Below are 22,048 nucleotides of genomic sequence, written 5' to 3'. Positions count from 1 at the left end.
ACTCTTCCCGATGAAAGCCCGGTCAGCTGTCAACTCAGTCTTCTTTATCCACCTTTTCTGTCTTTTCCGTCTTTCCCGTCTTCTTCAAATACTCATCATAACGCCCGTCAACTTCCTTGGCCATACTGCGGTATTTCAGTGTCTCCTCCACAATCGGATCATGCTCGGTCTGGACGCGGATTTCATATTTCGGAGAGAGCCGCCGGCGTTCTTCTTCCTTGCGCTCCTCCTGCTCCAGCTCCCCACCGGTAAGCAGTTCACTAAGCTGACGTTCCAAATCTTTGTCCTCGCTCATCTGAATAGCCCCCTAACATAGTTTTATAGCCCCGTTGCACCGGCCGTCTCAATCACTTCCAACAGCTCCTTATGAATGTGGCCATTGGTGGCAACCATGTGACGAACGCCCAGATGATACGGGTTCCCCTTAGTATCTGTAACCTTGCCTCCGGACTCTTGAACAAGAAGTGTACCGGCAGCAATGTCCCAAGAATTCAAGCCCACTTCATAATACCCGCTCATCCGGCCGGCAGCCACATAAGCAAGATGCATAGCTGCAGAGCCCATGGCCCGCAGGCTGCGCGTTCTCGTGGACAGCGCTTCAATGCCCTTCATGTTGAGTGGCAGCGCAAAATCACGCTCAGGGTTAAATCCTATGGCAAGCACACTTCCGGCAAGATCCCTGTCTCCGGACACGCTTGTCGGATTACCGTGCATGTATGCCCCTTTCCCTTTCTCAGCCACGAACAGCTCGTCACGGATCGGATCATAGATCACCCCTACAATAACCTCTCCATGATGGGCAAGAGCTATAGATACACAGAAGCAGGGAAAGCCCTGTACAAAATTTGTCGTCCCGTCAATCGGGTCTACGATCCACAGGTATTCCGCATCCTCGTATGAGGCCAGCGCTTCAATAGATGCATCTGGGCCGGGTTTGACCCCTTCTTCCCCTAGAATTTCATGGTCTGGAAAATGGGTCAGTATCAGCTTGCGGATCATCAATTCCGCACCTTTATCCACATCGGTAACCAAATCCTGTGGAGACAGCTTGGTGTTCAGCTCCTTGTGATTACCGAGTCTGGTCTTGATCCACTCTCCGGTCTTGGCAGCTGCGTTAATAGCTACGGCTGTCGGACTTTTACTGCTGACTGTATAAGGAACTTGGTCTTGATCATGGCTCTGGTTCTCAATCGGGTTCAAATCTCTCACTCTACTTTCTGTTGTATTCTACTAAAATTTTCCTTATTCCATCCTCTACGTTACTTGATTCAAGAGCTCCCCGTCAATCACTCCTATAATAAAAGGGTGTCTAACCTGATCCCAGTCAATCGTTCGCCCAGTCTTCATGGGACAAGCCGGCCCCCACAAGGAACAAAAAGTCCGCCCCCGGCGGCTTAATATTCATTACCCGGGAACGAACCTTCATTCAACTTAAAGCTTATGCTCCGACGATATTGTAACCGCCGTCTACAAAAATAACTTCACCAGTGATTCCTCTGGACAAATGGCTGAGCAGGAACATCGCCGTATCTCCAACTTCAGCGGTTTCTGTCGTTTTGCGAAGCGGCGCTTTCTCTTCCACCTGCTTCAGGATGGAGTTGAAGTCACTGATGCCCTTCGCCGCAAGGGTTCGAATCGGGCCAGCTGAGATCGCGTTAACCCGGATATTTCTAGGACCGAGGTCATTCGCCAAGTAGCGTACCGCTGCCTCAAGACCCGCCTTCGCCACGCCCATGACATTGTAGTTGCGCATAACGCGTTCCGATCCCATATAAGTCATGGTCATAATGCTTCCGCCTTCGGTCATCAGCGGCGAGAGGCGCTTCGCTACTGCAACGAGGGAGAACACGCTGATGTCGTTCGCCAGCGCGAAGCCTTCGCGGGACGTGTCCGCAAATTCACCGGCCAGATCCTCCGCCTTGGCGAAAGCGATGCTGTGCACGAGACCGTGAAGCACGCCGAACTCGCTCTTCAGCGTGTCCGCTAGCTTGTCGATCTCCTCGTCCACCGTAACGTTGCACGGCAGAATAATTGCCCCCGGAATCGTCTCGGCAAGCTTGCGTACCCGGCCTTCCACGCGTTCACTTTCATATGTAAATGCCAGGCGTGCGCCTTGAGCCGCGAGACTTTGGGCAATCGCCCAAGCGATGCTGCGGTCATTAGCCACACCCATAATAATAATATTCTTGCCTTCCAATAAATTGCTCATATTAAGTAAGTCCTCCTTCAGATCGCGGCATCCCCCGCTTCTTACGTCCAACTTACCTTATTTTCCCGAAGTTTTCAAGGTTCACGCCCGCTCATGGCGCAATCTCTACAGAAGCTTCATCTATCACACGAACACCTTCACTTGAGTAGAATCCCAAATCTTCCATCAAGGCAAAAAGTGCCCCGTCCTTCAGCTTTGCCTCCAGCATCACGTCCACTCGCTCCGTATAGGGAGCGATCTTCCTCAGAAAGTCGAGAAGCGGGCCTGCCTCAACATGATCGGCATGGCTCCGGGAGTCCGATGGACTCTTCGGGCTGGAAGCATGAATTTTAGGCGGAAGCGGATCTTCCGGGTCCGAACCCGCTTGGGCATAGGGGCTCTGCCAGGTCTTAAGAATCCGGGGCCACAGATCGGCAGGGTCCTCCCCTTCGTTATTGACCCATTGATGGTGAATATCCAGAACCATCGGGATGCCGAGCTGCTCGCACAGCTCCAGGGTCTCGGGCGTGTTGAAGGTTTTGTCATCATTTTCAAAGGTCAGTCTCTCTTTAAGCTTGTCCGGCAGGGCCGTCACGTTCGCCTTAAAGCGTTCCCCTGCGGATTTCTTATCCCCATAGGCTCCGCCGACATGAATATTGTTCTTCGCCCTGGCAGACAGGCCCATCGCATCCAGCATCCGGACGTGATGCTCAAGATCCCGGATGGAGCTCTCCAGCACCTCGGGCCGCGGTGTGCTCAGCACCGTAAAGTGATCCGGGTGGAAAGATACCCTCATCTCATGCCTCTTGACATAATCGCCAATCGCGGCGAAATCGTTCTGAAGCGCCGGGAAAGGGTCCCAATCCGCCAGTTCTCCATGAGTTGCAAGCGGGATTAGCTTGGAAGAGAATCTATAGACCTGAATGTTGTACGCGCGATTGTGCTTCAAAAGCCTTAGCGTATTATGGAGGTTCTCGGCGGCCACATGCTCAAGCTTACGCAGAGCCGCTTCCCGGTCGGCCAGCTTCCCAAAGCTCTTAAACGTCATGGTTTTGGAGGGAGAAGCATTCTTAACAACTGTAGACATGGCCACATATCCGAAACGGACGATCATCAGTAACCCACTTCCTTCGCACTTCGTTCTATATAAGATGGACGGAAATCTTATTCTTAAATCATCTGATATAGTATGCTCCAATCCATAAACTCTAAATAAAGAACCGTTAGTCCAGAAGGACTAACGGTTCTTTATTTAGCTGTTATTCCACATTACGGAGAATAATCAAACACCATATTTGTATTACCCCTCATGCTCACCGAAAAACATTTCGTAAGCCAAAGCGGTCTGAATACGCGATTCTTCTTCAGTAAGCTGACGGACAAGCGACATTTCCACTTCAGTCACTTCATCCCCGTTGAAGTTAATCTCGGCTATGCAGCCCAGCACCTTCACAATCGCCACAGCCTGGTTATCCGGCGTGTAGGCGATCACCTTTTGCCCTGTCGGGAACACCCTTAGGCCGGACTTGACCATTTTGCCGCGGCCGTATTCGAGAAGCTCATACAGCTCCTGCTCGCTCTTGAACTTACAGACGGAATTGAATTCGGTTTGGAATCCCATAATTAATTCACTCCATTATTAAAGTCCAGATTCTGTCTGATATCGAAGCGCTCCTGGGCCAGCTCAATCAACCGGTCAAGAAGGGTTTCATAGGAGACCCCTGTCTCCCGCCACAGCAGGGGATACATGCTGAACGGAGTGAAGCCAGGCATCGTATTCACCTCGTTGATCAGCAGACTTCCGTCTGCCTTCAGGAAGAAGTCAGCCCGGCACAATCCACTGCCTTCCACCGCCTTGAATGCTTTCACGGCAAGATCGCGAACCCGGTCAGCCACCTCAGTGTCAATCGCCGCAGGGATCACCATTTGAGATTTGCCGTCAAGATACTTGGCCTGATAGTCATAATACTCACTAGAGGAGACGATCTCTCCCGGCACAGAGGCTTCCGCTTCCTCGTTGCCCAGCACACCGACCTCAATTTCACGGGCTTCCACGAACTCTTCTACAACCACTTTGGTATCATAGCGAAGAGCATAATCTACAGCCTTCAGAAGCTCCTCCTGATTGGCCGCCTTGGATATGCCGACACTTGACCCCAAATTCGCAGGCTTGACGAAGCAAGGGTAGCCAAGCCGCTGTTCGACACCCTGAATGAGGGTATGACTGCTGCGTTCCCACTGGGCCCCTGTGAAATAGCAGTATTTGCACTGCTCAAGACCCGCATCCCCGAACAACTTCTTCATAACGGCTTTGTCCATACCTGCTGCAGAGGACAACACACCGGCACCGACGTAAGGCAGGGACGCCATTTCGAAGAGCCCTTGAATTGTGCCGTCTTCGCCGTATGTTCCGTGCAGAAGCGGGAAGGCCACGTCGACCTCCGCCTGCCCGGAAGCCAGCTTACTGAACAGCTTCTGAATAGCTGTGGAGGTATCGCCAGCACCGTCCTCAAGACGGAGCTTCGCAGCGTCCGCATAAGGAGCTGACAGTGGGGAGCCTACTCTCCACTCCCCCTGTTTTGTAATATAGAAAGGAAGCACCTCGTATTTATCGTAGTTAAATGCATTCATCACAGCGAAGGCCGTTTGCAGCGACACCTCGTGCTCGCCTGACTTACCGCCGTAAATCAAACCGACGGTTAACTTATCCTGTCCCATGGTTAACCTCTCTTCACTTAATTATGATCAGAACCGGTCAGCAAGATGGAAGAAGCGGTAAACCGTATTCTCGGTCCATGCATAGGAGTCGCGGTAATCCCAATACCTATGTTTGCTGCTTACAGTATGGGCGTTGACCAGAGGCATTCCTCCGGCATCAAACGCGGTTACTATCGTGCTATGCTCGTAGGCTCCGTTGCCGTCCCAGTCATAAATAATCACATCGCCGAGCTCCAGCTGCTGCGGACGTTCGAGCACTTTCGCGCCGAGCCCGCCACTGCTGAGGTAGCGCTCCAGGCTGTTAGCAACGGACCAGCTGTAGCTCCAGGCTTCTTTTCCGCCGACGTATCCCTTGTACCACCAGCCCGATTCTCTTTTTCCAGTATAGTTTATTGGGGCTCCGCCTGCAAAGAGACTTTGGGAGATGTAGTTCGTGCAGTCCACCGCAAATTCCTGGAATTCCGGGTTGGCGCTGTTCCACCAGCGGTCTGCATAGGCAGCAGCCTCCGCCCGGTTATACTGTTTGACACGGCTTTGATTAACAACCCCAAGGACTTCCCTGTTCAAATAGGGCCTCGAAGCGGATTTGGGAATTTCAAGATCGGCATCCATCGCAGTATAGGGAATTCCGGTCTGGGGATGGCGCTCGGCCACGCGAATGTCCACACGGATAATCGACCAGCTGCCATCATCACGCTGCAGGGTGAGCCGCTCCTGGTCAATGCGCTCCTCTTTGTGTGTAACTCCACCCTTCTCATAATAGATCGTACGGTGAAGCTGAAGATCCACCTGAACCTCATCTTTGCGGTTCTCCGTCTCCCGAAGCAGCTTGGCCCGTGTCTCGCTTCGGATCGGAACCGCCTTTCTTTTGGAATACCAGTCTGCAAGAAGCTGCTTTCGTTCCCCGCGACGGATCAGATACTCAAGATCCGTGACCAGAGTCGGTACCGAGGAAGGGCGAAAGTCAACCTCATCCTTGTTCTGCTGCTGTATATAAGCGGATAATGCACCTTTCCACTCGTCCGCCATGCGTTCAACCTCCTTTATACGGCGCTTCGGCCAGAGGGGGTAGATGCGCAAATCTCCCCTCGCTATTCACTTCCTTTCTTTATATATATGAGTTGAAAACTGGCAGTATGTTCACCCGGCAAGATGGCGGTTTCAACCCGCCGATTTCCGCGTCCGGCCTGTGTCCAAAACCAATAAAAAATACTTTACTCACCACAAAGTAAGCGGTATAATTATTTTAGATATTATTTTGAAATTACGTTTCATCTAATGAAACTAAGTCGAAAAAGCACGGCTGAACCATCTGGAACTTATGGTATCCGACAATTTATACTATGAATGAATGGAATCTGCGGCGGATTGCCTGTCAGCCAACATCGTTGGCAAGGGTACCTTTACCCCATTCAATCCTTACCAGCCCCAGCCTTAGTCCACTGCTTACTTCGCGCAAAACTATTAGGAGGTCATCTTCATGCCAATCAAAGATCAGTACTCTGCTGCCCGCAGTCTTGAAGTGGGTGGGAAATCCTACCGTTACTATGATCTGCAGGCTCTGGAAGCCCAAGGCTTCTCCAACGTTTCCAAGCTTCCGTTCTCAATCAAAGTGCTGCTTGAAGCCGCTGTAAGACAATTTGACGGAAGAGCTATTACCGAAGAGCATGTCAAGCAAATCGCTGACTGGACCGAAGGTCAAGACAGCAACAAGGAAATTCCGTTCATCCCTGCGCGCATCGTGCTTCAGGACTTCACCGGCGTGCCGGTCGTTGTCGATCTGGCAGCTATGCGCGACACGGTGAAGAAAGCCGGCGGCGATCCGAAACAGATCAATCCGCTTGTACCCGTCGATCTTGTTATTGACCACTCCGTAATGGTTGATGCTTTCGGCACACCAGAAGCTCTTGAATATAACATGAACGTAGAGTTCGAGCGTAATGAGGAGCGCTACCGCTTCCTTCGCTGGGCACAGACTGCGTTCAACAACTTCCGTGCCGTTCCTCCGGCAACAGGCATCGTACACCAGGTTAACCTGGAATACCTTGCTTCCGTTGCGGCGACTAAGACCATTGACGGTGAAACGGTTGTATTCCCGGATTCTCTCGTTGGTACGGACTCCCATACCACTATGATCAACGGCCTTGGGGTTGTAGGCTGGGGTGTCGGCGGTATTGAAGCCGAAGCAGGCATGCTGGGCCAGCCGCTCTACTTCGTTGCTCCTGAGGTTATCGGATTCAAGCTGACTGGCAGCCTTACTGAAGGCGCAACGGCAACTGACCTTGCTCTTACGGTAACTCAAATGCTCCGCAAGAAAGGCGTTGTCGGCAAATTCGTGGAATTCTACGGCCCGGGTCTTGCCAATATCAGCCTTGCTGACCGTGCTACCGTTGCCAACATGGCTCCGGAATACGGCGCAACCATCGGTTACTTCCCTGTCGATGACGAGACTCTGAACTATCTGCGCAGCACAGGACGTCCTGACGAGCAGGTCGCTCTGGTTGAAGCTTACTATAAAGCTCAAGGCATGTTCCGTACCAGTGAGACAGCAGATCCTCAATTCACAGATTTGATTGAACTGGATCTGGCTTCAGTTGTACCGAGTCTTGCGGGTCCGAAGCGTCCGCAAGACCGCATTGAGCTTACAGACATGAAGAAGAACTTCACTGAAATTATCCGCACTCCAGTGGATAAAGGCGGCTACGGCCTGAGCGATGAGAAGATCGCCAAATTCGTTGACGTGAAGCATCCGGATGGACGCGAGACCAAGCTGGGCACCGGTTCCGTGGTTATCGCAGCCATCACCAGCTGCACCAATACTTCTAACCCGAGCGTTATGCTGGGCGCCGGATTGCTTGCCAAGAAAGCGGTTGAGCGCGGCCTGACCAAGCCGGCTTATGTGAAGAGCAGCTTGACTCCGGGCTCCCTTGTGGTAACAGAGTACCTGGAGAAAGCCGGTCTGATCGACTCCCTGGAGCAGCTCGGATTCTACGTTGCCGGTTATGGCTGTGCAACATGTATCGGCAACTCCGGTCCGCTTCCAGATGAGGTAAGTGCGGCAATTGCGGATAACGACCTGACGGTTGCAGCTGTAATCTCCGGTAACCGCAACTTTGAAGGACGTGTCCATGCCCAGGTTAAGGCCAACTATCTGGCTTCACCACCACTGGTTGTAGCCTATGCCTTGGCCGGAACGGTCAACATTGACCTGCAGAACGATCCGCTTGGCCATGACCAGGAAGGCAATCCGGTGTATCTGAGAGATATCTGGCCAACATCCCAGGAGATCAAGGATGCGATCGGCCTGTCCGTCAGCCCTGCGATGTTCCGCAGCAAATATGAAAATGTATTTACCCAGAATGAACGTTGGAACTCCATCCCTGTGCCGGAAGGCGAATTGTACGAATGGGATGAGAAATCCACTTATATCGCGAATCCTCCATTCTTCGAGAAGCTTGCAGACGGCCTGCAGGATATTGAAGAAATCCGCGGCGCGCGTGTGCTTGCCCTGCTTGGTGATTCCGTAACAACGGACCACATCTCCCCTGCAGGTAACATCACACCAACCAGCCCGGCTGGGTTGTATTTGAACGAGCATGGCGTAGCCCGCAAGGACTTCAACTCCTACGGCTCCCGCCGCGGTAACCATGAAGTCATGATGCGCGGTACATTCGCGAACATCCGTATCCGCAACCAGGTTGCTCCAGGTACTGAAGGCGGCGTAACGAAGTACCTGCCAACGGATGAGATCATGTCCATCTATGACGCTTCAATGAACTACCAAAGCAATGGCACCAACCTGGTTGTACTCGCCGGGAAAGAGTACGGTACCGGAAGCTCCCGTGACTGGGCTGCCAAAGGAACCTACCTTTTGGGCGTCAAAGCGGTTATCGCCGAGAGCTTCGAGCGTATTCACCGCAGCAACCTTGTTGGCATGGGTGTACTTCCGCTTCAATTCCAGGAAGGCCATGGCTGGAAGACGCTTGGTATCGATGGTACCGAAACGTTCGATATCCTGGGCATTGACAACGGAGTGAAGCCAGGTCAAGTGCTGAACGTAGTGGCTACACGTACAGACGGAACCCAGTTCGAGTTCCCTGTTGTAGCCCGCCTGGACAGCATGGTGGATGTGGACTACTACCACAACGGCGGTATTCTGCAGACTGTGCTTCGCCAAATGATCAGCGAATCCGCAGCGAAGTAATCTGCTTATAATCAGTTGCAGTTATACTGCTTCAAAAAAGCCTGCAGCCACGGGAACCCGTTCCCGAGCTGCAGGCTTTTTCGCAATTAGTAAAAAGAACCGAAGAAACACATTAAGCCCCGCTGCCCATCCAGTCAGGATGCACAGCGAGGCTTCTTCGTGAGATGTACAAGCGGCAGCATGGACTTATCTAAGCTACTCCCCGAACAAGTCCGTAGATAAATATCTTTCGCCGGTATCCGGCAGTATCACAACGATAGTTCTACCCTTGTTCTCTGGACGCGCAGCGAGCGAGGCTGCTGCAAAAGCTGCAGCTCCGGAGGAAATCCCCACCAGCAGTCCCTCGCTGCGGGCAAGCCGGCGTGCCGTCTCGAACGCATCTTCATTCTTGACCCGAACAATCTCATCCACCACCTGTGGATTGTAGTTATCCGGGATAAATCCTGCGCCAATCCCCTGAATCGCATGGGGGCCCCGCTTGCCTCCCGACAGCACTGGGGAATCGAATGGCTCAACGGCTACAACTTCAATTGCAGGATTATACTTTTTAAGCACTTCACCGACTCCGCTGATCGTCCCTCCTGTGCCTACACCGGCCACAAAAATATCCACTTGTCCGTCCGTGTCCCGCCAAATTTCTTCTGCTGTTGTTTTCTTATGTATTTCAGGGTTCGCCGGGTTGTTGAATTGCTGTGGAATGAAGGCGTTCGGAATTTCTGCCGCCAGTTCTTCCGCTTTACGAATAGCCCCTGCCATGCCCTCGCTGGCCGGTGTCAAGACAAGCTCGGCACCATAAGCATTCATGAGCTTCCGGCGTTCAATGCTGAAGGTCTCCGGCAAGGTGATAATGAGCTTATATCCAAGTGCTGCTGCCGCAAAGGCGAGCCCAATCCCCATGTTCCCGCTGGTCGGCTCAATAATAACAGAATCCTTATTAAGCAATCCCTGCTCCTCAGCACGCTGAATTAAAGCAAAGCTTGTACGGTCCTTAACACTTCCAGCCGGATTGAAGTACTCCAGCTTAGCCAGTATTCGGGCCTGAAGTCCCTCCTTTTCTTCATAAGCACCTAATTCAAGCAGTGGGGTATTCCCAATCAGCTCTGTTAAATTCTTCGCAATCTTCGGCATAAGTATATTCCTTTCACACAAAATATCATTTCCCACCCGATTAAATCGGATTTAACTATATCTAATATACGCCTATATTTAGGGAAAACCAAATTGTATAAGATGAACTATTGATTTACATGTAAGCCATGTGAATGTTCTTCCGTCCCACTTCTTGCCTGTCGGTATTTCTTAAGTTCAACATTTGCAGCATTATCTATTTACAAACCAAATTATAACTGTTATATTTAAACTATAACAGATAGTTAGGAGGCCGCTATTGTGATTATCGAGCTTGATATGCAGTCCGATACCCCCATATACACCCAGCTCATCAACCAGATCATAGAAGGGATTGCCAGCGGCCGACTTCAGCCCGGAGAGGCTCTACCTTCAGTGAGAAGCTTGGCTTCCGATATCGGCATTAATCTGCATACCGTCAATAAAGCCTATACCCTGCTCAAGCAGGAAGGCTTCATTCTGGTCCATCGGCAGAAGGGGGTTGTGGTCAACCCGGATGGGATGCCCTCTGTCACTCCAGAGTTTTTGGAGCAGCAGCGCAGGCAGTTGAAATCCATTATTGCCGAAGCCATATGCAGAGGAATGACGAAGGAACAGCTCATAGATATCACAGGCAGCATCTATAGCGAACTTATGCCTGATAACAATGAGAGGGGCAAGTAATATGAACTGGCTTTCTATTATTATTCTGATCCTGATGATCGCCGCCGTCTCGGCAACCATGATCGCAATGCCATTTCTAAGCCGGAAGACCGTCAGCTTCGGAATTTCGGTCTCTGAGGAAATGTACTACAGCAAGGAAGTGGCAGGCATGCGCAGAGCTTATGCTTGGACTACAGGAGGCATTCAGGCTGTTCTATCGATTGCCTTTGCTCTGTTCATGTCCTCGGGCCAGGAGGGTACACTGGCCAACATTATTCTTCCTGTGTATGCTGCAGCGATGGTTTTAAGCTCTATGCTTATCCAGCTCTATTTTTATTTCAAAATGAAAGGTTATAAGGCTATGCATCCCGCTCTGCCTTCTAAGCAGGAGAAGCTTGTGATTGATACCAGCTTCCGCACGCATAAGCTTGTCTATTCAAACTGGTGGTTCATGCCTCATCTGCTTATAATTGCGGTCAACGTTGTGGTTGCCCTGATGAATTACGACCTTGTGCCCAACATGATACCGATGAAATACAGTATGGATGGAGAGGTCATAAGAAGTGTGGAGAAGTCGCACATGTCTGTTCTTTTCCCCAATGTCATGCAGGTAGTTTTGCTTTTACTCTTCTACATGGTTAACCGTATTATTTCCAGAAGCAAGCAGCAGCTTGAGCCGGGCAAAGGCGCGGCATCCTCCCAGCAGAATGTGCTGTTCCGCCGTAGATGGTCCATGTACAGCCTGGTTTCTGCCTTTACACTCATCCTGATGTTCTCATTCATACAGCTGAGTATGTTCTTGCAGATCAACAACCATATTCAAATGACCGTCATCATGCTGGCACCAGCCTTGATGATCCTATCAGCTCTCCTGCTCTCCTTCCAGACCGGACAAGGCGGCAGCCGCCTGGACAACAGTCCTGATAAATCGGGAACTATGCCTGTCAATGATGATCACAACTGGAAGCTCGGCAATTTCTACTACAATCCGAACGACCCTTCGCTCTTTGTTGAGAAGAGAATGGGTGTGGGCTGGACGATGAACTATGCAAGACCGCTTGCTTGGTTGATGTTGGTGGCACCATTTGTAATTATAATATTGGTTATTACTTTTCTGGCTCCCTAAGCCAGAGATTATTATACTTCATACATTTAGGAGGAACCCATGATGACGAAACGTCCAAAAATCCGGTACACTGCAGTTACCGCTGCCCTGTGTCTTAGTCTATCCGTTCCAGCTGCTGCTGGGGCAGCCAAGAGCGCCTCATCCGTTGCACCGGTCAGAGATACAGCCGCCAAGCTTGGCGCAGCAGTAACCTGGAATCAGAAGTCCCAAACCGTCACGATTACTAAAGGTGACAGCACGCTAGTTCTAACTGTTGGTAAGAAAACGGCTGCGCTGAATGGCAAGCAGATTAATTTGCCAGATTCTCTTCGGGTGGTTCGCAATCAAGCGCTCATCAATCCCGATGCGATCATTCAGCTGCTTCAGGATGCTCCAGCTGAAGAGAAGCCATCTGTGGAAGAGGGGCTTCCTGGGGATGCATTTGTACAGGCGCTTAAAACCGGTGACGCAGATGCTGCTGAGAAATGGATGAGTCCCGCGTTCAAGGTAGCGCTGCCCAAGCCTCAGCTGAAGGAGCTATGGAAAGGATACGCCCAAATCTATGGCGCTCCTTCCACCCAGCTGTCCAGAACGGTAACGCCTAACGGAGTGCACACCAATATCACCTATTCGTTCCAGACTCCAGCTGCACCACTCAATTATACTCTGCGTATGAATAAGGCTGGCCAAGTGGACGACCTGTTCATCGCACCGGGTGGCAGCGTGGCCTATACCAACCCGTCCTACGTGAATCCGGCTTCCTACACGGAAGAAGAGGTTACCCTTGGTGAAGGCGTATTCGCTCTGCCAGGCGTGTTGACCAAACCCGTATCCGGGGGGCCCGCTCCTGTGGTCGTACTGGTGCACGGCTCCGGGCCTAATGACCGGGATTCATCCATTGGCGCAGCTAAGCCGTTCCGTGATCTGGCGAATGGTCTGGCAAGTCAGGGGATTGCGGTACTCCGTTATGATAAAATTACGTATGAGCATACTTTCAAATTTGCCGCTAATCCTAAAGCAACCATCAAGCAGGAGACCGTGGATGATGCCATTACCGCCGTTAGATACCTGAAATCACGCAAGGACATTGATACGTCCCATATTTTCGTAGCTGGTCACAGTCAAGGCGGATTCGCTCTTCCGCTCATCATCAATGCGGACAAGGATGAACGGAATATCAAAGGCACCATTATGCTTGCTGGACCAAGCAGTACGTTCATGGATGTGGCGCTGGAGCAGCAGCAGGAATTGATCCGCCGGATTAAAGGCCTTGGCCAGGACACAGCTCCTTATGAACAGAGTGCGGCAGTATGGAGTGCGGCAGCCAAGATGCTGAATGACCCGCAGTACTCTCTGGATAATCTCCCGGCCAATTTCCCTCTGGGTACCCCTTACTGGTGGTATTCCATGAGAGATTACAAGCCAACGGACATGGCTAAAGGGCAGAAAGGCCCACTTCTCATTCTTGCCGGAGAGAATGACTATCAGGTTCCGATGACCCAATTCAACGCCTGGAAAACTGCCCTCGCTGGCCGCAGTGACGTGGAATATAAGTCTTACCCGAAAGTGAATCATCTTCTCAGCGAGTATGACGGGGTATCCACAAGCATGGAATATGCCCAACCATCTCACGCCTCCGAGACGATAATCAATGATATCGCGGCATGGGTGAAGAAAACCAAATAAGCTGTTTTTGAAATAAGCCGCCCCGCTAACAATAGGTTTAGCGGGGCGGCTTAGGTATATGCATGAATTATTCCAATTTCAGACGGCGCAGCTTGGCGAACATAACCAGTGTCAGTGTAAGTACAAAGGAGACCAGAATTATATTCAGCATCGGGATAATAGAAGATACATTAAACAACAGCGGAATGATCTCCCTGAGCAGCCCAGCCGCGCCAATGCTATAACAGTAAGTACCTAAAGAACGAATCATACGGCTTCCCGGTCCTTCGGGTGTGTCTGGATGCAGCAGGAGCCTCTTCCCTCTACGGACCATATACCCGGCCACAAGCAGAATGCCCCAGAAAATCAGCCATAGGATCAACTTATTCCCTCCTTATCTTCGTTGTTCTAACGGTCCGCGGGCCTGCATGTTTAGCCCAACCAAAAAAAGACCCCTGGCCTCTGGCGGCCGGCAGGGGTCTTTAAAGTTTCCCTCAATTGCGGATGATCAATGCATCATCAGGCCCATCTCGCGGGCAGCCTCAATCAGGATGGGGCCAAATTCCACAAGCGTCTGCGGCGAAAGGCGGCTGACAGGCCCGGAGACGGACAATGCGGCCACACTGGCACCCGCATGATTGAAGATTGGTGCGGATACGGCAGCCGCGCCCGGCTCACGTTCCTCATAGCTGGTTGCGTACCCTTTCGCGCGGATCTCGTCCAGCTGACGGATATAATCCTCACGGTCCACGGAAGATGGCCAATCCGGGCTGTTCAGGACCGCCTGCTGCGTAGACGGATCGGCAAATGCAACCAGTACCTTGCTTGAGGCCCCAACGTAAAGGGGCAGCCTGGCCCCTACAGGTGCAACCCGGCGTATGGCCTGGCTGCTCTGCACTGCCTGAATTCGAATCCGCTCGGTCCCATCCAGCAGATACAAGCTTACCGTTTCACCGAGCCGATCGCGTAACAACTCCATCTGCGGCAGAAGCAGTACGGCGGGATCATCGCTATGCGACAAATGGGCTGACAGCTCCCAAATCCGGAGTCCAAGGCGATACTTCTCTGTTGCCGAATCGCGAATCACGAACCCTTTCTCTTCCAGCGTTGTCATCAGCCTGTGCACAGTGCTCTTGTGCAGGCCGATCTGGCTTGAAATTTCCGTAAGTCCAAGATCCGTGGCTTTGGTAAAACACATTAATATATCAAGTGCCCTCTCTACGGCACGTACAGTCAGTTTGCGGTCCTCCATCAGGAAAGCCTCCCTATCGTTTCACTCCATGAAACCTAGTTACATAAAATTATACTAGAAACAACGCAGTCTCGTCTATATTTTTACTATGGCATAGTTTCTGGAAAAGTCCATATATTTCCCCGCCATTGACTTTGCCTAATCCTCATCATACGATAAAATATAAAATCATTTCTGGATATATAAGATTTAATACGCCCCTACCGGGTAATCACCATAAATATTAACTCAATTGATATAAGGAGGGGAATGCATGAACCCGATGACAACACGGAGCGATGCCCCCCACTCTACTGGAGCTACCGGAGTATCCAAGGACACGCAGACCGCGCTGCTGACCCCGCGTTTTATTAAATTAAAGCATGTGCTGGTGGCCCTGCTGCTGTCCATCGTTTTTTTTCTTGTGTTCTGCTTTATTGCTCTGCACGGTTATATTGCCTGGGTGCTGTCGAATCCGACGGTAGCCCCGCTGTATTCTAACCCCATGCTGGCCAAGGGCATGAAATATGAAGATGTTAATTTTCCTGCGATTGATGGAAGCCGTACTATGCAGGGGTGGTATATTCCGGCCCCCGGGTCCAAGAAGACCATTGTGTTCAGCCATGGGTACGGGGCCAACCGGGAAGAAAGCTGGATCCCGATGTATGACTTGGCTCACTTTGCCCACCGGCTGAACTTCAATGTTATTATGTTCGACTATGGCTTCGCCGCACAGAACAGCAAGGAAGTGGCTACAGGGGGCAAGAAAGAGACCCAGCAGCTGCTCGGTGCGATAGAGCTTGCCAAGCGAAGGGGTGCCAAAGAGATTGTAGTATGGGGCTTCTCCATGGGTGCAGGCACAGCCCTGCAGGCCGGTCTCGTCAGCAAAGATATCGACGCCATGATACTCGACAGTACCTTCCTGCTTGAGCCGGATACGCTGTACCATAACATTCGGCAGAAGATGAACCTGCCGCAGCATCCCTCTATTGAGATTCTGGAAATGCTGCTTCCGATCCAGAACGGAACCAGCCTGCGCCAGATTCCTTATCAGGAGGTCAAGAAGAAGAACTATCCGTTCCCAATCCTGTTCATCCACGGTACCGAGGATGAGAAGGCTCCTTATCCGATTGCGGAGAAGCTTGCGTCCAATCAGACCAATCCGGTATCTGGTGTCTGGATCGTAGAGAAGGCACATCATGAGTTGATTTTCAGGGAGCATCCAAGAGAGTACCTGCGCCGGGTATCCACGTTCCTGGGGCAGGCCCAGGCAGCCATGAAGAACAAATAACCGCTTATAACCTGTACCAGGCCCGTTAAATTTAGGCATAGCCAACCTCCCCTTGGCATAACTTCTATATCGAGAAGTTCATTTTAGAGGGGGTACACCTTTTATGCTCTATATTTACGGGCCTTTTTTGCCTGTTCGCATTTTGGAGGAAATCCGGTTCTGGAAACAGCAGGAGGATGAACATACCGATGTCATTAAGGCGATCGTGCCTAACCTTGAACAACCTTATGTACAACTGCTGGATGAATGGGCCATCGTGTTCAAGGAGACCGAGAAGGCGGCGAACGATCTGCTCCAGCACGCGATTCAGGTTCAGGCGAACCCAGTTCAGCCGGAGCTGCTGAGACAGATTGAACGCCTGCTGGATATCTCGTTCCAGCAATCACGAGAATGGATCCGTCAGCTGTACCTCATGCTGGACCAAAGTGCAGCCGTCAAGACGGTTCCGTTGGCCAAGACCGTCATCCTACATATCATCCGCGAATCCGAATACTTCCTAGGTGTCCTGGAGACACTGAACAGCCCTGGGCAGATTGAACATAGCGTTCACCATCCAGCCGTCCTGGACCCATACGCTCAGGCATTCATACGCAGTGAGGCTTCCCCCGGAACTCAGGAGCCATCTGCCGAGCCCTCCAGCCAGACGGCCGATGCAGGTAGGGTAAAGGCACAGCCGGTCCCCATCGGCGGTCATAAGCTTCCTCCCCTGCCTTATCCATATAATGCGCTCGAGCCTCACATCGACGAGACTACCGTCCGCATCCACCATGACAAGCACCACCAGAGTTATGTGGACAATCTGAACAAAGCGGAGACCAAGCTTGCAGAGGCGCGTAAGACCGGCAACTTTGACCTTGTGAAGCACTGGGAGCGGGAGCTGGCTTTTAACGGGGCCGGGCACTACCTGCACACCATCTACTGGGATACGATGAATCCAAAGGGAGGCGGCCGCCCTCAAGGTGAGCTGGCTGACCAGATCCGCCGGGACTTCGGAAGCTATGAGGCCTTCCATAAGCAGTTCACCAAAGCCGCGGAAGAGGTTGAAGGCGGCGGATGGGCGATTCTGGTATGGAGTCCGCGCAGCCACAGACTAGAGATTCTTCAAGCCGAGAAGCACCAGAACCTGTCCCAGTGGGATGTCGTTCCTCTGCTGCCGATAGACGTATGGGAACACTCCTATTATCTCAAGCATCAGAACGAGCGGAAGAAATACATTGCCGACTGGTGGAACGTGGTGTACTGGCCTGAAGTTGCCTACCGCTACGGTGAAGCCCGCAATCTGAAATGGCAGCCCTTCTAATCTGGGCAAAATGCCAGAGTTATAGAGCTGCTGAGTTATAGAGCCGCTGAGTTTCAGAATATCGCAGTTTAGTTCCGCAGACCCCATCTTCCATACATTATTGTCATATGCAAAAAGGAGCAGCATGCAGAAACCTCTGCAATGCCTGCTCCTTTGTCTTTAATTCAACCTGCTGATTATGACTTAATCAGTGACAGGAATTCGGCTCTGGAAGCCGCATCACTGCGGAATGTGCCGCGAACGGCGGACGTAACTGTCTTGCTTCCCGGCTTTCTGACCCCACGGGCGCACATGCACAGATGCTCACCTTCAACTACCACCATAACCCCTTGAGGGCTAAGGACCTCGTCCATAATGTCGGCGATCTGTGAAGTGATGCGCTCCTGTACTTGAAGCCGCCGGGTAACGGCCTCAACCAGACGGGCAAGCTTGCTGAGGCCCGCTATCCGGCCGCTCGGGATATACCCGATATGCACCTTGCCGAAGAAAGGCGCCATGTGGTGCTCACATTGACTGTAATAGACGATATCCTTAACGATGACCAGTTCCTCGTGGTTCTCTTCAAACGTAACCCCCAGCACATCACGCGGGTCCACCTCATAACCGCCGAAGATTTCCTCATACATTCGCGTGACCCTTGCCGGAGTATCCAGCAGTCCTTCACGCTCCACGTCTTCGCCAATCAGCTTCAGGATCTCACGCACATGGTGTTCCACCTGTTCACGGTTCTTGCCGACCTGGGTATTCAAATAATCCTTAACGCCTGCCATGGAAGCAGCCCCCCTTCGCTCTATAGTTCTTTATAAAATCGATGATACCCCTTATTTCTTCTTGCGATTCATCGGCGGCATTCCGCCTTGATTCTTCATCATTTGCTGCGCACGCTGCATTTGCTTGCCGTTCAGGTTGTATCCCATCTGCTTAGCCATTTTCTGAAGCATTTGCGGGTCGCTCTGCATCTTGGTCAACTGCTTGCGCAAGTATACGACCCCGATGAAAAATCCGCCGATCAAGCCAACGATAAGCGCAATAACACCAACGATATAGACCACGGTCGATCACCTCTAAATTCTGATTCTCTTATGCGTTCAGACAAGCAGACGCACTCACTAATAATATCATTCTTCAGCCCTGTGAAGCAAACAAAAATCAGGCGAGAACCGCCTCAATAAACAGGGTCGTCTCTGTTGCCAAATCCACTTCCTTGACCTCCATGTCATCGCCCGAACCACGGATTAACCGGACCACAGGACGCCCGGGCAGCCCGCGGTGCTGCCTTACGACGACCCCTGTCTCTTTCGTAGACAGCCTTACGGAAGTACCGTTAGGGTATATAGACACGATGCGTGTGAATTCTATGAGCACACTCCGGTCCAAATCATGTTCCGATGCGGCCATCATCGTCTCGCAGGCCTCGTGCGGCAGCATTCTTTTGTCCATACTGCCCGTCCCCTGACCAATCAGATTATCGTACCGGTTCGCAACCGCGACGATTTTGGCATACAAGTGAATCTCTTCATCAGTAAGCCCTCGTGGAACTCCACTGCCATCCGGCTTCTCATGATGCTGCAGAGCCGTGTGCGCTACCAGCAGGCTGAACTCCCGCTTCTGCTTGATCAGATCGAACCCGCGCCAGGTATGATGGAACTTGCCCGTCTCTGCGGCAGCCCCCTCCGGCACAGGCACAATCTTGCCGATATCATGCAGCATCGCCCCAATCGCCAGGTCCTTGAGCTGACTATAGTTAAGCCCTATATTCAGACCGATCAAGGAGGCAAGCAGGCACACATTGACCGCGTGAAGATATTGGTTATTATCCGCGGTCCTTATATCCGTAAGCTGAACAAGCACCCCTTTGTGATCCAGAACCTCGTGCAGAAGCTGATCAATGGACAGGCTAAGCTTCCTGGTACTCCATTCCTTGCCTGAACGCACGGCCTCCAGCGTCTCACTCATCTCCCTGAAGATCACCTGTTTGGTCTGTTCACTCAGCACATCCTCAATCTCCACATCCTCATACCGCTCATCCTGAATGTAGATCATCGTGACCCCGATCCGGTTCAAGGTGTTAATCATAAACACCGTTAATTGAACACCGCTGGACAACAGAACTGTCCCATTCGCAGAATATACGGTTCTGCCGAGATACTGACCCGGTTCAATGTCTTCGATGCTAACGTACCTCATGTTATCCCCCCGTTATCATTCGCCTTCGGAACAGCAATCATTAATCTGTTCTAGGTACCGGTGAGGGATTCCCATACTTGGAATCTCCGGCAAGGGAGGTCTTAAGCAGCTTCTCCCGCGCCCTTTCAATCCGGTCTCTGACGGCTTCGTCCTGCTCGGCCTCCGCAGCTTGGCCCAGCCCTTCCATGGCCTCGCTGCCGCCTATCCGGCCAAGCGCCCATGCAGCCGTCCCTCTCAGTTCCGGCCGTGGGTCCTTAAGCAGCACTTCTATTATCTTCGGTACGGCAAGCCGATCTTTGAAGTTACCCAGCCCAATTAACGCATTGCGCTGGATCGGCTTCTTGCCCCGCCAAGCTGCCGCACTCTCACCGAACCGTTCCTTGAACTCCCGGTTACTGATATCCAGAAGCGGCAAGAGCAGCGGCTTGGCCACCTCAGGATCAGGAAGAAGCTCCGGCCGGTGGTTCCAATGCTTGCCCCGATTCTTCGGGCATACCGTCTGGCAGGTATCACAGCCATACAGCCGGTTGCCGATCTTGAGCATGAATTCCTCCTCTAGCAGACCCTTGGTCTGAGTCAGGAAGGAGACGCACCGCTGTGCGTTCAGTTCCCCAGGGCCCACAAGGGCCCCCGTAGGGCACGCATCCAGGCACTTTGTGCATTCCCCGCAATCCTCAGTCACCGGGGTATCCGGTGGAAAGGGAATATTCGTAATCAGTTCACCCAAGTAAATCCATGAACCCCACTTCGGGGATATAATCAAACAATTCTTCCCCTTAAAACCTATTCCCGCACGCTCCGCCACCGCACGGTCATTTAAAGCACCGGTGTCCACCATGCTCTCAATTCTCGCCTCAGGCACCCTGAGCCGGATGAATTCCTCAAGCTTCTTCATCGCCTCCCGGAGCACATGGTGATAATCACGGCCCCAAGCAGAACGGGCAAGAATCCCGCGATTCCTGCCCGGTTCAGATTTTGGCGGATTCTCCATCTTGGATGGATAAGCCACTGCTATCGATATAAGCGAGGCCGGATTCTCCAGCGACAGCTCAGGATAGATTCGTTTGTCGATATCGGGCTCTTCAAAGCCCGATTCGTAGCCTTTCCGGCGCCGGTCAAGCAGCACCTCTTTTAAAGATAAGAAAGGGTCCGCAGCAGCGAAGCCTATATCATCAATGCCAAGGGATGGCGCAGCCTCCTGGATATCACGCTTCAGCTGCGCCCAGGATATGATGTCATCCTTCCTGGAGTTGTTCTGCGGCTTCATTAGCCATCACCTCATCTATTTAAGACATAAACCGGATATTGCAACATAATATTGAGAGAACCCCGGGTTAAGCCGGAGTTGCTATCTATAAAATATATAAAATGAACTTATGAAGGTTACCCCTTAGGTGCGCTGCGATGCCGAGTGTTCTTTAAGGCCACGGTTGTCTCCGAAATGCTTGAACTAGATATCCAAGCAGGGGCATTTCGGAGACCAAGGCGGACACTTCGCTTCTTCAGAATCACTCGGGATCGAAGCTGAGATCGGTTAATTCTAAAGTTCATATTATATAACGAATAATTTACACATAAGACGTATGAAATGTAAACTCGCCTGTTGGACGTTCTTAAGTTCATGCCATTGTTACTCAGCCCTGCTTCTAACACCTCACAATAATAGAAAAGCATATCTATCCGGCAAATGCAATGCACGGAAAGATATGCTTATAAAGGGATAAATAATTCGACTTAATTCTATGATCTCGATAACGTATGCGCCGCCGCGATTCCGAGTTTCTGGAAAGCCTCGAGAATTTTTCCGGCGTAGCCCATGGCTTCATAAAGCGGCATTGCAGCGAGATTATGCTCGTCTCCCGCGACCATAATGCGGCTGACCTTGCGCTGCTGGAAGCGCTGCTCCATTGCGGTTACCAGATTCTTGCCTACCCCTTGACGGCGGTAATTTGGATGAACGGCGACCCTGTAGATGCAGCCCAAGTTCTGGTCAATGGTGCCGATTAGAACGCCAACGATCTCTCCGTCCGCTTCCGTAACCATGATCAGCTCAGAATCCCAAGAGAGCTGCCGGGCAAATGCCCGCTTCGTATCCTCATAGCATTCCTCTGACAAGGCAACCTGCAAAAGCTCCATGACCTGACTGGCGTCACTCAATTGAAAGGAACGAACCCGCATGTCTATATCTCCCTTTTCCTCACAAGATGGGTTAACGTAAAGTAAAGCGGACGCCTGTCCACTCCAGGAAGTTTACATTAACCGAACATACACATGACAAAAACCGATAAAATAAAGCTTCCTTGACCATTAAACCACATTTATCGCAGCAAATCACCTGTTTTCTTCTGAAAGCGCTTAATAGGAAGCGTTTACATTAATATCATGCTTT

General features: G+C 51.6%; 20 protein-coding genes and 1 pseudogene. 6 read left to right on the top strand and 15 right to left on the bottom strand.

Annotated features, from left to right (window positions below; genetic code table 11):
- Positions 1-34 precede the first annotated feature (34 nt).
- The 7 genes from BN6628_RS03495 to BN6628_RS03465 all read right to left on the bottom strand — a co-directional run bounded on the left by BN6628_RS03495 (position 35) and on the right by BN6628_RS03465 (position 5,935).
- Positions 35-295 carry a hypothetical protein gene (locus BN6628_RS03495; protein WP_068614323.1) on the bottom strand — a complete coding sequence of 87 codons (261 nt, stop codon included), beginning with the start codon at positions 293-295 and terminating at the stop codon, positions 35-37.
- A 23-nt stretch (positions 296-318) separates the two neighbouring features.
- Entirely contained in the window at positions 319-1,200 is an 882-nt protein-coding gene (locus BN6628_RS03490; RefSeq protein WP_235847565.1) for an inositol monophosphatase family protein, read from the bottom strand.
- Between the two features lie 238 nt (positions 1,201-1,438).
- Positions 1,439-2,209, bottom strand: coding sequence for an enoyl-ACP reductase FabI (gene fabI / locus BN6628_RS03485; protein ID WP_068614320.1), 771 nt, complete (start codon positions 2,207-2,209; stop codon positions 1,439-1,441).
- 91 nt (positions 2,210-2,300) lie between these two features.
- Positions 2,301-3,302: a UV DNA damage repair endonuclease UvsE gene (gene uvsE / locus BN6628_RS03480; RefSeq protein ID WP_068614315.1), complete on the bottom strand. Its 1,002-nt coding sequence runs from the start codon at positions 3,300-3,302 to the stop codon at positions 2,301-2,303.
- Between the two features lie 186 nt (positions 3,303-3,488).
- Positions 3,489-3,809 (bottom strand): hypothetical protein, encoded by a 321-nt coding sequence (locus BN6628_RS03475; protein ID WP_068614312.1) that lies wholly within the window; start codon positions 3,807-3,809, stop codon positions 3,489-3,491.
- Positions 3,810-3,811: 2 nt separating this feature from the next.
- The gene (locus tag BN6628_RS03470) at positions 3,812-4,906 is read right to left on the bottom strand and encodes a D-alanine--D-alanine ligase (protein WP_068614309.1); all 1,095 of its coding nucleotides are present in this window, start codon (positions 4,904-4,906) and stop codon (positions 3,812-3,814) included.
- Positions 4,907-4,933: 27 nt separating this feature from the next.
- Complete coding sequence (locus BN6628_RS03465; RefSeq protein WP_068614306.1) at positions 4,934-5,935, bottom strand: amidase domain-containing protein; 1,002 nt, start codon at positions 5,933-5,935, stop codon at positions 4,934-4,936.
- A gap of 451 nt (positions 5,936-6,386) precedes the next feature.
- On the opposite strand from BN6628_RS03465, the gene acnA reads away from it, so the two are divergent.
- Complete coding sequence (gene acnA, locus BN6628_RS03460) at positions 6,387-9,110, top strand: aconitate hydratase AcnA (protein WP_068614303.1); 2,724 nt, start codon at positions 6,387-6,389, stop codon at positions 9,108-9,110.
- A 195-nt stretch (positions 9,111-9,305) separates the two neighbouring features.
- Here acnA and cysK read toward each other — a convergent pair whose 3' ends face one another.
- The gene (cysK, locus tag BN6628_RS03455; RefSeq protein WP_068614299.1) at positions 9,306-10,238 is read right to left on the bottom strand and encodes a cysteine synthase A; all 933 of its coding nucleotides are present in this window, start codon (positions 10,236-10,238) and stop codon (positions 9,306-9,308) included.
- A 261-nt stretch (positions 10,239-10,499) separates the two neighbouring features.
- Between cysK and BN6628_RS03450 the strand changes: the two genes are divergently transcribed.
- From BN6628_RS03450 to BN6628_RS03440, 3 genes are read left to right on the top strand one after another with little or no spacing between them, the layout of a single operon-like run.
- Positions 10,500-10,901 carry a GntR family transcriptional regulator gene (locus BN6628_RS03450; protein ID WP_068614296.1) on the top strand — a complete coding sequence of 134 codons (402 nt, stop codon included), beginning with the start codon at positions 10,500-10,502 and terminating at the stop codon, positions 10,899-10,901.
- 1 nt (position 10,902) lies between these two features.
- Complete coding sequence (locus BN6628_RS03445; RefSeq protein ID WP_068614293.1) at positions 10,903-12,006, top strand: DUF1648 domain-containing protein; 1,104 nt, start codon at positions 10,903-10,905, stop codon at positions 12,004-12,006.
- A gap of 39 nt (positions 12,007-12,045) precedes the next feature.
- A complete protein-coding gene (locus tag BN6628_RS03440) occupies positions 12,046-13,671 on the top strand; it encodes an alpha/beta hydrolase family protein (protein ID WP_235847564.1) in 1,626 nt (541 codons plus the stop codon).
- Between the two features lie 67 nt (positions 13,672-13,738).
- On the opposite strand, the gene BN6628_RS03435 is transcribed toward BN6628_RS03440, so the two are convergent.
- Together BN6628_RS03435 and BN6628_RS03430 are read right to left on the bottom strand one after the other, a co-directional pair.
- A complete protein-coding gene (locus BN6628_RS03435) occupies positions 13,739-14,032 on the bottom strand; it encodes a hypothetical protein (RefSeq protein WP_068614285.1) in 294 nt (97 codons plus the stop codon).
- A gap of 126 nt (positions 14,033-14,158) precedes the next feature.
- Positions 14,159-14,902 carry an IclR family transcriptional regulator gene (locus tag BN6628_RS03430; RefSeq protein WP_068614282.1) on the bottom strand — a complete coding sequence of 248 codons (744 nt, stop codon included), beginning with the start codon at positions 14,900-14,902 and terminating at the stop codon, positions 14,159-14,161.
- Between the two features lie 253 nt (positions 14,903-15,155).
- Between BN6628_RS03430 and BN6628_RS03425 the strand changes: the two genes are divergently transcribed.
- Positions 15,156-16,172, top strand: a complete 1,017-nt coding sequence (locus BN6628_RS03425; RefSeq protein ID WP_068614278.1) for an alpha/beta hydrolase — start codon at positions 15,156-15,158, stop codon at positions 16,170-16,172.
- Between the two features lie 103 nt (positions 16,173-16,275).
- Entirely contained in the window at positions 16,276-17,472 is a 1,197-nt protein-coding gene (locus BN6628_RS03420) for a Fe-Mn family superoxide dismutase (RefSeq protein ID WP_068614275.1), read from the top strand.
- Between the two features lie 176 nt (positions 17,473-17,648).
- Here the strand turns inward: BN6628_RS03420 and folE are convergent, their stop codons facing one another.
- From folE to BN6628_RS03395, 5 genes and pseudogenes are all read right to left on the bottom strand, one after another.
- Entirely contained in the window at positions 17,649-18,242 is a 594-nt protein-coding gene (gene folE, locus BN6628_RS03415; protein ID WP_068614272.1) for a GTP cyclohydrolase I FolE, read from the bottom strand.
- A gap of 51 nt (positions 18,243-18,293) precedes the next feature.
- Positions 18,294-18,524, bottom strand: a complete 231-nt coding sequence (locus BN6628_RS03410; protein ID WP_068614269.1) for a YneF family protein — start codon at positions 18,522-18,524, stop codon at positions 18,294-18,296.
- Between the two features lie 97 nt (positions 18,525-18,621).
- On the bottom strand, positions 18,622-19,659 hold the full coding sequence (locus tag BN6628_RS03405; RefSeq protein WP_068614266.1) for an HD-GYP domain-containing protein: 1,038 nt from the start codon (positions 19,657-19,659) through the stop codon (positions 18,622-18,624).
- 88 nt (positions 19,660-19,747) lie between these two features.
- A pseudogene (queG, locus tag BN6628_RS03400) lies at positions 19,748-20,926 on the bottom strand (tRNA epoxyqueuosine(34) reductase QueG); the annotation flags it as partial.
- A 473-nt stretch (positions 20,927-21,399) separates the two neighbouring features.
- A complete protein-coding gene (locus tag BN6628_RS03395) occupies positions 21,400-21,837 on the bottom strand; it encodes a GNAT family N-acetyltransferase (RefSeq protein ID WP_068614263.1) in 438 nt (145 codons plus the stop codon).
- Between the last annotated feature and the right edge of the window lie 211 nt (positions 21,838-22,048).

It is taken from the genome of Paenibacillus tuaregi (assembly GCF_900086655.1).
Taxonomy (GTDB): domain Bacteria; phylum Bacillota; class Bacilli; order Paenibacillales; family Paenibacillaceae; genus Fontibacillus; species Fontibacillus tuaregi.
This window is presented reverse-complemented; position numbering and strand designations above follow the sequence as displayed.

Excerpts from the sequence above, each read along its gene's own strand:
- BN6628_RS03495 (WP_068614323.1), bottom strand. The coding sequence starts at position 295 with ATGAGCGAGGACAAAGATTTGGAACGTCAGCTTAGTGAACTGCTTACC.
- fabI (WP_068614320.1), bottom strand. The coding sequence starts at position 2,209 with ATGAGCAATTTATTGGAAGGCAAGAATATTATTATTATGGGTGTGGCT.
- uvsE (WP_068614315.1), bottom strand. The coding sequence starts at position 3,302 with ATGATCGTCCGTTTCGGATATGTGGCCATGTCTACAGTTGTTAAGAAT.
- BN6628_RS03475 (WP_068614312.1), bottom strand. The coding sequence starts at position 3,809 with ATGGGATTCCAAACCGAATTCAATTCCGTCTGTAAGTTCAAGAGCGAG.
- BN6628_RS03470 (WP_068614309.1), bottom strand. The coding sequence starts at position 4,906 with ATGGGACAGGATAAGTTAACCGTCGGTTTGATTTACGGCGGTAAGTCA.
- BN6628_RS03465 (WP_068614306.1), bottom strand. The coding sequence starts at position 5,935 with ATGGCGGACGAGTGGAAAGGTGCATTATCCGCTTATATACAGCAGCAG.
- acnA (WP_068614303.1), top strand. The coding sequence starts at position 6,387 with ATGCCAATCAAAGATCAGTACTCTGCTGCCCGCAGTCTTGAAGTGGGT.
- cysK (WP_068614299.1), bottom strand. The coding sequence starts at position 10,238 with ATGCCGAAGATTGCGAAGAATTTAACAGAGCTGATTGGGAATACCCCA.
- BN6628_RS03445 (WP_068614293.1), top strand. The coding sequence starts at position 10,903 with ATGAACTGGCTTTCTATTATTATTCTGATCCTGATGATCGCCGCCGTC.
- BN6628_RS03440 (WP_235847564.1), top strand. The coding sequence starts at position 12,046 with ATGATGACGAAACGTCCAAAAATCCGGTACACTGCAGTTACCGCTGCC.
- BN6628_RS03430 (WP_068614282.1), bottom strand. The coding sequence starts at position 14,902 with ATGGAGGACCGCAAACTGACTGTACGTGCCGTAGAGAGGGCACTTGAT.
- BN6628_RS03425 (WP_068614278.1), top strand. The coding sequence starts at position 15,156 with ATGAACCCGATGACAACACGGAGCGATGCCCCCCACTCTACTGGAGCT.
- BN6628_RS03420 (WP_068614275.1), top strand. The coding sequence starts at position 16,276 with ATGCTCTATATTTACGGGCCTTTTTTGCCTGTTCGCATTTTGGAGGAA.
- folE (WP_068614272.1), bottom strand. The coding sequence starts at position 18,242 with ATGGCAGGCGTTAAGGATTATTTGAATACCCAGGTCGGCAAGAACCGT.
- BN6628_RS03405 (WP_068614266.1), bottom strand. The coding sequence starts at position 19,659 with ATGAGGTACGTTAGCATCGAAGACATTGAACCGGGTCAGTATCTCGGC.
- BN6628_RS03395 (WP_068614263.1), bottom strand. The coding sequence starts at position 21,837 with ATGCGGGTTCGTTCCTTTCAATTGAGTGACGCCAGTCAGGTCATGGAG.